The sequence below is a fragment of the Gemmatimonadota bacterium genome (genome assembly GCA_016704275.1).
Taxonomy (GTDB): Bacteria; Gemmatimonadota; Gemmatimonadetes; order Gemmatimonadales; family GWC2-71-9; genus Palsa-1233.
On the sequence record JADJAK010000003.1, the window covers coordinates 493,571 to 504,645 of the forward strand.

15 protein-coding genes are annotated in these 11,075 nt (G+C 67.0%); 2 read left to right on the forward strand and 13 right to left on the reverse strand.

Features of this window, described 5'->3' with window-relative positions; translation table 11 throughout:
* Positions 1-2 precede the first annotated feature (2 nt).
* The 6 genes from IPG05_09990 to IPG05_10015 are packed head-to-tail and all read right to left on the reverse strand — an operon-like array spanning position 3 to position 3,296.
* Positions 3-455, reverse strand: coding sequence for a hypothetical protein (locus IPG05_09990; GenBank protein ID MBK6495418.1), 453 nt, complete (start codon positions 453-455; stop codon positions 3-5).
* Complete coding sequence (locus IPG05_09995; GenBank protein ID MBK6495419.1) at positions 455-1,591, reverse strand: hypothetical protein; 1,137 nt, start codon at positions 1,589-1,591, stop codon at positions 455-457. The genes IPG05_09990 and IPG05_09995 overlap by 1 nt, the downstream gene beginning before the upstream one ends.
* Positions 1,592-1,630: 39 nt before the next feature.
* A complete protein-coding gene (locus tag IPG05_10000; protein ID MBK6495420.1) occupies positions 1,631-1,993 on the reverse strand; it encodes a hypothetical protein in 363 nt (120 codons plus the stop codon).
* Positions 1,990-2,376 carry a hypothetical protein gene (locus IPG05_10005; GenBank protein ID MBK6495421.1) on the reverse strand — a complete coding sequence of 129 codons (387 nt, stop codon included), beginning with the start codon at positions 2,374-2,376 and terminating at the stop codon, positions 1,990-1,992. Before IPG05_10005 ends, IPG05_10000 begins: the two co-directional genes overlap by 4 nt.
* Positions 2,377-2,844, reverse strand: a complete 468-nt coding sequence (locus tag IPG05_10010; protein ID MBK6495422.1) for a hypothetical protein — start codon at positions 2,842-2,844, stop codon at positions 2,377-2,379. It lies immediately after the preceding gene.
* Complete coding sequence (locus tag IPG05_10015; protein MBK6495423.1) at positions 2,841-3,296, reverse strand: SRPBCC family protein; 456 nt, start codon at positions 3,294-3,296, stop codon at positions 2,841-2,843. Before IPG05_10015 ends, IPG05_10010 begins: the two co-directional genes overlap by 4 nt.
* A 103-nt stretch (positions 3,297-3,399) precedes the next feature.
* On the opposite strand from IPG05_10015, the gene IPG05_10020 reads away from it, so the two are divergent.
* Complete coding sequence (locus IPG05_10020) at positions 3,400-5,472, forward strand: hypothetical protein (protein ID MBK6495424.1); 2,073 nt, start codon at positions 3,400-3,402, stop codon at positions 5,470-5,472.
* A gap of 9 nt (positions 5,473-5,481) precedes the next feature.
* Here the strand turns inward: IPG05_10020 and IPG05_10025 are convergent, their stop codons facing one another.
* From IPG05_10025 to IPG05_10055, 7 genes are all read right to left on the reverse strand, one after another.
* A complete protein-coding gene (locus IPG05_10025) occupies positions 5,482-6,117 on the reverse strand; it encodes a hypothetical protein (protein ID MBK6495425.1) in 636 nt (211 codons plus the stop codon).
* A 126-nt stretch (positions 6,118-6,243) separates the two neighbouring features.
* Positions 6,244-7,089: a hypothetical protein gene (locus IPG05_10030; protein MBK6495426.1), complete on the reverse strand. Its 846-nt coding sequence runs from the start codon at positions 7,087-7,089 to the stop codon at positions 6,244-6,246.
* A 99-nt stretch (positions 7,090-7,188) separates the two neighbouring features.
* Entirely contained in the window at positions 7,189-8,073 is an 885-nt protein-coding gene (locus IPG05_10035; protein ID MBK6495427.1) for a hypothetical protein, read from the reverse strand.
* Between the two features lie 137 nt (positions 8,074-8,210).
* On the reverse strand, positions 8,211-8,990 hold the full coding sequence (locus IPG05_10040; protein MBK6495428.1) for a hypothetical protein: 780 nt from the start codon (positions 8,988-8,990) through the stop codon (positions 8,211-8,213).
* A gap of 104 nt (positions 8,991-9,094) precedes the next feature.
* Positions 9,095-9,526: a hypothetical protein gene (locus tag IPG05_10045; protein MBK6495429.1), complete on the reverse strand. Its 432-nt coding sequence runs from the start codon at positions 9,524-9,526 to the stop codon at positions 9,095-9,097.
* A 55-nt stretch (positions 9,527-9,581) separates the two neighbouring features.
* Positions 9,582-9,995, reverse strand: a complete 414-nt coding sequence (locus IPG05_10050) for a hypothetical protein (protein MBK6495430.1) — start codon at positions 9,993-9,995, stop codon at positions 9,582-9,584.
* Between the two features lie 30 nt (positions 9,996-10,025).
* Positions 10,026-10,391 (reverse strand): DUF1801 domain-containing protein, encoded by a 366-nt coding sequence (locus IPG05_10055; GenBank protein ID MBK6495431.1) that lies wholly within the window; start codon positions 10,389-10,391, stop codon positions 10,026-10,028.
* A gap of 83 nt (positions 10,392-10,474) precedes the next feature.
* Between IPG05_10055 and IPG05_10060 the strand changes: the two genes are divergently transcribed.
* Entirely contained in the window at positions 10,475-11,068 is a 594-nt protein-coding gene (locus IPG05_10060) for an aminodeoxychorismate/anthranilate synthase component II (protein ID MBK6495432.1), read from the forward strand.
* The last annotated feature ends 7 nt before the right edge of the window (positions 11,069-11,075 follow it).

Consider the following 11,075-nt stretch of genomic DNA (forward strand, 5'->3'; position numbering starts at 1 on the left):
GGTCAAGGGCATCGGGTGCGGGTCATTATGAGACGGGCCATCGGGCTGTCGTACCCGGTGTCGCGGATGAGGGTGATCCACCCCTCCGCCGTGTCGGCAGCAACCTTCACGCTGGCCTGGAGCGCGCCGAGTCCGCGCGTCCAGAAGAGCGCGAGGCTGTCTGGTTCGCCGAGCCCGACTGCGCCCCGCCAGTGTCGCTCGATCGGGGGAGTCGCGCTAGCGATCAGCCAGCCGAGAGAGTCGTTGTCCATCATCCCTTGTCCGGGCGTCGTGTCGACCTTCATGATGCGGGGCGGGTGTACCCAGGTCGAATCTCGGCCCTGCGCAGGCGTGTATGTGCCGACGGACATGGTCCAGCAGCCAAGGAGCGGCCGAGCGCGCGCCATGTAGTCCGTCTGGGCGGCAAGCGGAGCGACGCCCACGAGGAGCAGGGTGACAATGGTGCGTTGGAGCACTATGGCCGTGCCTCGTAGAGGACGATGCTCTGCGAGCCGTCTTCTGCTTCGGTGATCGCCCACGCGCCGCGTCGATCGAAGGCGAGCCCCTTGGCCGAGGCGGGGAGCCAGACGGAGGGGAGCTGCCTGCCGTTGGCATCGAGGCGGAACCACTCGCGAAGCTTGCCCGAGGCTGCGTCGAGGCCGATCCAGGCGGCACCTCCGGGTGCCACCTGTACTTCGAAGGCCGGCGGGAAAAACCGAGTTCGCGCCGCGACCTGCTCGCGCATGTCGTTCGGCACCCCTTCGAGTTGGCGGTCATGTGCCTCGGACGGCACCGGGCGCAACGGGACTGACCGTTTGTGCTCGAAGAGCGGTTCACCGCGGTCGTTCACGGCGACAACCCTGATCAAGCCCGATCCGCCGGGCGAGGTCTCCTGCAGCACCGCGACCCGGCGGCTGGCATTCGGAGGAGTCGCGCGCAGCGTCATGGGGCAGGAGGACCCTGGCATGCTGATGATGATCTCCGGCCCCGCGAACTTGCAGAGGTTCGGAGGATCCGTCGCGACCAGGAAGCGTACGGCGCCCTCGAGTGAGGAACGGACAGCGTACCGCGGGTCACCCATCACTTCCTTCGGAGCGTTGGAGCGAGGAACCCTGAACTGCATCACCTGCAGCAGCAGACTGCCGTCAGGATAGACCGCCTGCAAGCGGGCACCGGTATATCGGGTCGATGCGGCGCCGGGTACAACCTGCTCGATGCGGTCAGGGAGCTGAATGGCGCGAAGGAACTTTCCGTCGGCGGTGTACCGAGTCAACCGACGCAGGCGACCATCGGATGCCCAGAGGGTATCGCCGAGCCACCCGATGGCGTCGAGTTGCCGGAATTCGCCCGGACCCTCCCCTGTGTGCCCCGCCGATGCGAGCAGCTTCCCCGCAGGGCTGTAGAGGCGGATGACCCCATCCTGACGGAGATAGACGGCGAGGATCCCCGAGGGGCTCACCGCAAGCGTCGAGATCGCACTGAGATTCTCGGCCTCTGCGTCGATGCGCAGTAACGCCTTTGCTGCAACGGGGACCTGCGCCTGAAGGGAGACGGTCGCCATTGGAGCGATGACGGCGAGGAGAGCGACGGTCGTCAGACGGATGATCGCCAAAGGGCACTCCGGGGTAGGGCGTCGGGGTCTGAGGCGTGCTTACCGAATCGAACAGCTGCTCCGGTCAACCGGCATCCGCTCGACCGTCGTGAGATTGGGTCGGCTGATCGGCATCGCGTCCTGCCGGGTGGAGTCGGGGAGAATGATCCGCATCGGGCAGCGCGTCGGAGAGAGCTGATCGCCCGCGACGCCGTTCAGACGAACCGTCAACGCGGTGGGCTTGGCCGCAGTCGTGCCGCGTCCGAACGGGCCAAGCGTGGGCTTCAGCTCGAAGAGTGGGACGGCGGCCTGGGAATCCCGGAACACCGCCGTCGGCCCGCGGTACGCGAGCTGCGCGCTGGCACTGGTGGTGGCACCAAGCAACAACACGGTGACCATGCCACCAAGAACGAATGATTTCATTGCGTCACTCCACTGAGCTTGCGGTTGCGAGCCGCGCTCACCCCGCAGCCCAGAAAGAACAGTCCAAAGGCTGCCGCAGCGACCGACGTGAGCGCGTCCTCCGGGGACCTGGTCGGTGACGCCTCGTACCAACACTCGATCCCCGCAGCGATCATGACAAGACCGAGCACGAAATAGACGGCGGGATGGAAGTCGCTGACCTTGCCGGCCCGCGCACGGCGCGATTGCCAGCGCGCGAGCGCCGCCATCATGGCACACCAGGCCAGCGCCTTCACGAGCAATTCGATGATGGAGCGCTCGTCCTGCCAGAGAAACCGGTTAGTCATCCAGAAAATGGCAGCGACACCGAGCGTGACGAGCACGAAGCGAAACGCGGAAGACATTTAGCGCACCGGTCCGGTAGGAGAGGAAACGAGCCGCCAGGCATCCGCCGCCAACTTCACCGTGGCGCAGACCGGGCTGCCGTCCCGGCCCCGACCGCCGAACCGTACCTCGAGCATGCGCTCAGGATCCTTCACGGCACCGAGGAAGAGCTCGGGGGTGATTCCGGTGAGCGGGATCTTCGCCCGCCGCTCATACGGACTGTTGGGCTGCCCGGCCCGTGTCCCGACGGTGATGTAGACAAACCGCGCCGCCGGCGGCCCCTGGGTGAACGGCCCGTAGCAGACGACCGGGCCACCTGCGACCGGCTGACTGGCCTCCACCGCACACTCGAAGCTCACCGCCGATGCCGTCACCGACGTCGGGGGAACCAGGTCGAAGCGACCAGATTGCAAGGCCAGCGCGACACCGGGCACCGGGTCAGTGACGATGAAGCGGAGCCGGATGCTGGATCGACCTTCGCGACTCACGGCCGGTGTCCGCCGAGCGCGGCGTTGACATCATGGAGGTCCTGCAGGATCGCCTTCCGGATCACGCCCTTGAAGAACAACGCCATCGGAATCATCTGCAGCCTGGCCATGAGGGTCTGTGGTTGCGACTCGTGGGACTCGGTCAGCGTGACGACCCCGTCATGTTCGGAGAGCCGCTTGGTGGAGACGAAGACAAAGCCATCGCTCTCGGCCCGGGCGCTGTAGTACTCCGGCTCGGCGGCGTCGGTGATCCACTTCTCCACGGCGGCCGGTTTGCCGAAGAGGATCCGCGTCTCCCGCCACTTGAGCCCAACCAGGCCGCTCAGCGGCCGCTCGAGGACCTCAATCTCCTCCACACCGCTGAAGGTGGTCGCCGCGTGGTCGATATCGGTGATCACCGCCCAAACTGCAGTGCGCGATCCAGCAACGGTGACGGCAGCTTCGACGATCATGGCGTTCCTCCCCAGGGTCGAATCTGAAGTTACCGCCCGGAGGCTCCTGCGTCAGGGGTGGCGCGCACTTGCCTCCTCTCCGAATCCGCCGTATCTACAGGCCGTGACTCCCCCAGCCACCTTCCGCCGACTCACCCCGGTGCACACCCTCGTCCTCCTCGCCCTGGTGCTCCTCGCCACGGCCCGGTCGGCGGTCGGTACCCGCCTCGATTCGCTCACGGTCGACGAACCGTGGCACATCGTCGCCGGCGTCGAATACCTGCGCACCAACGATTTCCGTCTCAACCCCGAGCATCCGCCGCTGGTGAAGCTCGTGGCCGCGGCCAACATGCCCGCCACCTTCACGCTTCGACCGAAGTCCGCCCTCTCCGACAAGGGCGCCGAGCGGGATTTTGTCGAGGAGACCTTCTTCTTCGACAACGATTTCCGGTTGGCCCAGGACCGCGCGCGCATCGCGGTCTGGACCCTGAATGGCGCCATGCTCCTGATCCTCGGCGCGCTCGTGGCCTCCGCCTTCGGGATGCCGTGGGCCATCGGGACGTTGCTCTTCATCGGGTTCGAACCGACCGTCGGCGCTCACGGCCCGGTCGTGATGACTGACCTGCCGGTCGCGCTGGCGCTCGCCATCGCGGCACTCACCGCCGCACGGCTGATCATGACCTGGCAATGGCGCTGGGCGCTGGCCCTCGGCCTCGCCATGGGTCTTGCCCTCGCCGCGAAGCATTCGGCGCTGCCGGGACTCGCGGGCATCGGCGCGTTCACCGCCTTCGCCGCCGTCTGGCAATGGCATCGTCAGCGCCGGTACCTGAATACCCTCGCCCTCCATGCCGGACAACTCGCCTTCGTCGTCCTGGTGGCCATTGGCACGCTGTGGGCCTTCTACGGCTTCCACTTCCACGCCGGCCCCAATGGCGCCGATGACTTCAATCGCACCATGGTCGCCAAACTGGGCGACCTCCGCGTGGTCCGCTGGCGCGACCTGCTGACCGCGCTCGACAGGTGGCACATCCTGCCACGCTCCTACATCTGGGGGCTGGCCGACACCGTCCGTGCTGGGGTCGAAGGGCGCGGGGACAACCAGCATCTCCTCTGGGGAACCATGGTCTACGGTGCACCACCCTGGTACACCTGGCCGAGCTTCATTCTCTCGAAGGTGCCGCTGGCGTTGCTCGGCCTGGCCGTGGTGGGAGTGGGCGCGCTGCGACGAACCATCACCACGCCACTGCAACGCTGGAGTACGGCCGTGGTCCTCGCGCTCGCCGCGACCCACCTCTTCGCGCTCAGTGGTTCCCTCGGCACGTACGCCGGTGTCCGGCACGCGCTCCCCGTGATCGTGGCGCTTGGCATCATTGCCGGTGCAGGCGCGCAGTTCGCCTGGCAGCAGCGGACTCGGATGTCGGTGCTCGGCGTCGGTGGGCTCTACGCCGCGACCATTGTGATGACCGTGCGGATCCCCCGGCTCTGGGAGTACCACAACGAACTCGCCGGCGGGACCCTGAATGCCGCGCTGGCCTTCGGCAACGAGGGTCTCGACCTCGGACAGCGAGCCTACGAGATCAAGCAATTCTCCGACTCGGCCATCGTGCCGACCGGACTGCCGACTTACTCCTCATACTGGTTCGGCGAGGAGCAGGCCAAGGCGCTGAAGCTGACCACCGCGCGCAAGGTCGAGTCGCTTGCCGACACCAACCGGGCGGGGATCTATACCGGCTTCTTCATCTACACCGCGAGCGATCGACGCCCGGATCCGAGCTCCGATTGGGACCCGGCAAAAGTCTTCGCCGGACTGACCATGGTGAAGCGACTGGGGATCGTCGAGGTATGGGAGGGAACGCAGACGCTGCCGAGGACGCGGGCGAGCAACCTCTTCCGGCGCCTGCTCGAGTATGTCTACGATGAGAAGGGCACCGATTACGCGATGATTGCCACAAAGGCCACAGAGATCCTGGATGTCATGCCGTGGCACCTGCCGGCGGCGATCGAGCTCGGCAATGCTTACCTGCGGATGGGTGACCGCGCAGCCGCCATCGCGGCCTACCAGCGGCCGTTTGCCCACGAGAAGCGGGGGCTGCTGGGAGCGCTGGTGAAGCAGGAACTCGAGTCGCACATCAAACGGCTCGAGTCGGGCGAGGCGATGACAGCGATTCCGTCGATCCGTTCACCGCAGCTGGAGTAGCGCCGCGCCCTAGCCGACCACCCAGTCGCCGAGCGTGATCGTCCCTCCTTCCGCGAGGGTGGTGTCGAGCAGCGCGCCGGTCAATTCATCATGGCAGTCGGGACAGATGCCGTGACTGACCGTCGGTATCGCCGTCCCCTCGAACAAACCCAGCGCGGTGACGGCCTGCTCTGCCGGCACCCACCGCGGTCCGGGAAGCCGTACGTCCTGGCACCAGCCGCACATGATCAATTTCCCGCCTCGAGCGACCTTCTGGGCCACGTCGAGCAACGGCACGGCGGGGCGGGTGGCCTCGGCCACCGGAACGACCGAGAACCGGACGTGGCCGCTGTCGACGGGCGCAATCTCCATCTCGAGCAGGCGACGCATGGTCGGACCATCGCAGCGGAAGCGAAAGCGTACCGCCACCCCATCATTACGGACATGGCGCAGGATGGTGCGATAGAGTTGCCGAGTGGTGAGGTCGCCGACGTAATCCCAGAGGGAGCGGCCGAGGACCGCGTCGGCAACCAACTCGGGGCCTTCGTTGGCGTCGGCGAAGTCGTTCCAGGCGCCGCCGACCTCCATCAGATAGTCCGCGCCATCGATCTTGTAGAGGATCGAGGTGCCGCCCGTCGCATCGGTCGTCGCGAGATTCGCCTGCACGGCTGGGCTCCTTCGGTTGAGCTGAAGATGGAATATCGCCGCACACGGAACGGGATACCACATCGCTATTGCGAGCACATGCCTCGGAATTCCCTCGATCGCGCCGCGCCCCTGACACTACCAGGGCTATTGCGCGGCCAGGCGGTACATCCGTTTCGTCAGTTCGTTCCGCGCCACGATCACGACGTCCAATGAGGTGACCGTGTCGCGTTGTAGCGTGAGCATCCGGGAAGCTGCCGGCCAGCGTTGGTACATCCGTTCCAGATAGACGAGCCGCCAACTGGAATCGGCCACCGCGAACATCGCCTGATTGCTCGTCGGCGACCCGGTGACCAGCACGGCAAAGGCGACGGGTTCCGGGGCCGTGGCGCGGATCGGGACGACTTCCACCTGCTGGGGCATCCCGAGCGCGGGCAGGGGCACGGTCAGCCGGCGCGCCCCGTCCTGCTCAGCGATCGTCAACGAAGCGCTGTCCTTCGCCATCGTCACCACGCGACCGCCCAGCGTCAGCGTATCGCGGCCGGTCGGCCCGATCAGCAACCGCTGCGGAACCGTGGAGTCGTTGCCAAGGGGCATCGCCGCCGACCTGACGACGCGTTGATTGTCGATGAGCACCATCGGGCGGAGCGCACGGATGTTCGCGAGGCCGACTTGGAGTCCAATGACCCCGAACACGGCCCCGATGAGGATCAGCCGGCCAACAAAGCGCAGACGCGTGATGCGTGGCTCGCGGAGGCGCAGCGGGACCTTCCGGCCCCACAACCGCATCGCCCCCACGGCGACTGCACCGACCGTCACTGGCATCAGGAGCAGCGGCAGGACGTGCGAGTGCCCCTCGGCCACCGCGCCGGGACCACGCAAGATGTGGATCCCGATCCGTCCCAGCTGAAACGCCAGTTCCGCACCAGCAACCATGAGCGGGATGGCATGCGGTATGGGATCGGGCGGTGGGACGTAGACCAGCTTGGCCACGGGGGGGCTCCGGGGTGGGAGACGATTCTCCCCGAAGATAGCTCTCGAATCCGTGACGCGGTCACGGTCGAGCCGGGCCGCCTGGCGGTGTGGGTGCCGCTAAGGCAGCGGATACCGCAATAAGTGCAGCAGCCCGTCCTCGTCCTCGCGGGTGGCATAGAGACACCCGTCCCTGCCGACGAGCGTGACCTGCGCAGGGAGGCGCAGCGCGTCGATGCGCTTCCCCTGGGCGTTCAGCAGATCGAAGCGATCGCCTCCGGCGCGCGCCGGATCGGTGACCAGCACCCACGCACGACCACGCGAATCGACATGGATCGTCGGCGAGCGAAGCGGCGGGAGCATCGCGGGCCACTGGTCGGGGGCACCGGCCTCGAGCCTCGGCATCTTCCCGCCTGCGCCGGCAGCAAGCTCACCTGAGAGCCGGCGCTTCATTTCAGCGACGGTCTCCTGCAGGTGCCGCGCCTTGTCGGCGGCCGTGACCGCAGTCGGGGCGTACGGAATCGCTGAGGCCTGAGTGCGGCTCCCATCGAGGTTGAAAATCTCCGGCCGATAGTCGGCGCCATGCACCACCAGGAGCCGGCCGTCCGGGAAGACCCCCCACCCGGTGACCGGTAGAAATCCCGGGGCAATGACGCGCACCACACCAGGCCCCGCCGTACGATCGGGACGAAAGGTCGGCGTGGCGAAACGGAGCAGGGTATCGGTCCGCTTGGTCGCGAGGGTGATCCGCACGAGCGTGGTGGTATCCGGCGCGAACGCCGGCCGCACCGGGACGAACCACCGGCCGCCCGCGACGGCCGCTGGCAGGGTTCGCGAAAGCTCCGCCATGCGAGGGTCACCCCAGCTGCCGAGCATGGTGCCGTTGGGCGAGATCACGGAGATGCGGCTGTTGGCGGGGTCCCAGAGTAGGACCGAGTCGCCGGCGGCGCGGTGAAGCGCCGAGACGACGCGATACTCGAGCGGGCCGGCCCCCTGCCGTGCCACGTCTGAGCTCAACCTGCATGCGGTACAGCATCCGCTCTCGCTCGAGATAGTCGAGCTGGACCCGCCGGAACTCGACCTCGGTGATTGTCCCCGCCTTGCGCCGCAATTCCGCCTGTGCGAGGCGCTCCTTGTCGAAGTCAAGCAGCTCCTTCGTCCGCCCCACTTCGATCTGCATCGTCTCCTGCTGCAGCAGTCGGGCGACCTCTCCCGGGGAGAGCCGCTCCTTCACGAACAGGGTACGCAGGCGAAGCTGCATGGCGACAAGTTGCATCTCCCGGTGAGCATCCACGGCGCGGACGTGGGCATCGGTCGCAGCACTCGGGGTCGAGCCCGAGCTTGACTCGACGATCAGCCTCGAATGCCAGGCGCAGGGCACCATCCTCCTCGCGCAAGGCAAGCGGGGCCCGCAACCGCAGCCGCTCAAGGACGAAATCACGGCCACCAACAAGTGGCGCGGAGAGCTCGTTGCGGGGTGGCGCATTGCTCAGGCGTACTTCGGCCAGGTCGAGGTCAAGCCGTTGCACGGCGCTCTCGCCTACACGTTGCTCGCGGGTCGCTTCCATCAACGCGCGCGCGGGCATCCCCCCGAGTCGCACGGCCGCATCGATTCGCTTGACCTCCTGCTTCGCCAGTTCAAGTCGGAAGCTCTGAAGTTCTCGTTCGGCCATCACTGACCGCTCAATCTCGCTCCGCGTCTTGGCGTCACGCACTTGCGCCGACGCGAACTGGCCGCCGATGCCGAGCGCGGCGCCGAGCAGCAGCACGGCCGCGATGCGGCCCCAGTCGCGCCAACGGGTCGAGGGAGCTCGAGGAATCACGGGAATCGCGTCGGCCTCGCGGTAGGCGCGGAGCACGGCCTCCTCGAGGCCGGCCACGAACGCGGGCGTCGGAGTGTGCAGGTCATCCGGGGTGCTCATGGCAGCCCTCCTTCGATGGTTGGCAGGATCGGTCTCGAGCTCGCGTCGCAACCGCTCGCGAGCGCGGCGCAGTCGGCCTTCGACCGCGCGTTCAGTGATCCCCATCACTTCGGCGAGCCGCGACACGCGCAGCCGTTCGAAGTGAAAGGCCTCGAGCAGCTGGGCCTCATCGGGGGAAGTCGGGTCAGGGCATCGGTCACCGCGACGGCAATCACCGTCGAGTCGCCAACGGCGTCGCGCTCCAGCGCGTCGAGGATCTGCTGCGGCGGCACCGCGTCGATCGGTAGCGGGACGCGCGTCCGCAGCTGATTGAGGAGGAGATTGCGCGACACGGTCGTCAGCCACGCCAGCGGCACGGCCGGCAAACCAGTGCGGCGCCACTCACGTACCGCCCGCAGCCAGGTCTCTTGCGTGATATCCTCGGCGAGCTGCCGCTCGCCGCCACATCGCCGGGAGACAAAGCCGTACAACGCCGCCACCGTGTCACGGTAGATGGCGGTGATCTCGGCCTCGGTCGGTGATTGCAGCATCGGCATCCGGGAAGGGGTCAGGTATATGACACCCATGGCGCCAAAATCCCACGCGGCCCGGTCAGCGGGTGGCGCGCCACTCCAGCCACCAGTGGGTGGCGTACGCGAGCGGCCAGAGCACGAGGAAGAAGCCGGTGAAGGTGATTCCCCACCAGGTGCCGAGGATCGGTTCGATCAGCGCGGAATGGAAATGACGATGGCCCGCGCCCGGACCGAGGATGGTGCCGAGGCCGATCATCACGGCGAAGAGCGTGGCGCCGAGGTAGAGGGAGCAGAGCGCGATGACACGGCGGCGGCCAGTCGTGGCGTCCTCGAAAGGCTGCTGCAGCATGGCCCCGATCGCGAGCCCGATGGCCGGTGCACAGACAACACCGGTCCAGATGCCAGCTCCGTAGGCTCGATGTCCCAGCAACAGCGCGAGCAGGCCCCACAGGACGCCGACACCGATCAGGTCCACGATCCGACGACTGTTCATCCGGTCTCCAACGGGCGGGGACGCCCATTGCTAGGCACGCTTGAGCTTGGCCTCAATGGCGGCGATTCGGGTGGCCACGATCCGCTGAATCAGGGCAGGGGTCAACGGTTGGTCGGGCGAGAAGCGAATCGTCCCCTTGCCGCTGGTATCGTAGGCCTTGGTCGCGGCGGCCGGTAGCTCTGGCACCCCGTACACGGCGCAATGGTGGGTCGCGGCGCCGAAGTAGATCAGGACCTTCTTCTTGTACTTGAGGGTCGGCAGGCCGTACGAGATCCCCTCGACAGCGCCGGGAGCCTCGCTGTGCAGCGCCTTCCGAAGCTTCTGGAGCACGGCCCGCTGGGCCGTCGGAAGCTTCGCGAGGTACTCGTCAATCGTGGCGGACTTGGCTTGTCGCAACAGGGCCCCGGTGGCGGAGAGGTGGCCAAGTATGGGCCTGAATCCCCATTCGCGGAATCACCGGCGACTTCTATCTTTCCGCCATGATCCTCGTCCTCGACAATTATGACTCGTTCACCTGGAACCTGGTCCAGTACCTGGGCGAGCTGGGCGCGGAGCCGTCGGTCGTCCGAAACGATCAGGTGAGCGTCGAGGCGGCAATCGCCCTCCGGCCAGCGGCGATCCTCGTGTCGCCGGGGCCATGCACCCCCTCAGAAGCCGGGATCTCGGTGCCGCTGGTCCGCGCTGCGGCCCAGGCGGGGATTCCGCTCCTTGGCGTCTGCCTCGGTCACCAGTCCATCGGCGAGGCCTTTGGCGGGACGGTGGTCCGGGCCGACCGGCTGATGCACGGGAAGACCAGCGAGATCGCCCACGACGGCACGCGGCTCTTCCAGGACGTCGCCGCGCCGATGTCGGTGATGCGTTATCACTCGCTGGTAATTGACCCGCCGACAGTCCCAGCGGAGCTCGAAGTGACCGCCTGGACCACCGATCGCCCGGCCGGGAGCGAGATCATGGCGGTGCAACACCGGACCGCCCCGGTCTGGGGTGTCCAGTTCCACCCGGAGTCGGTCGCGACGCCGGACGGGAAGCGGTTGCTGGTCAACTTCCTTCGCCTCGCGGGGCTTGACAGCTAATCGTTTG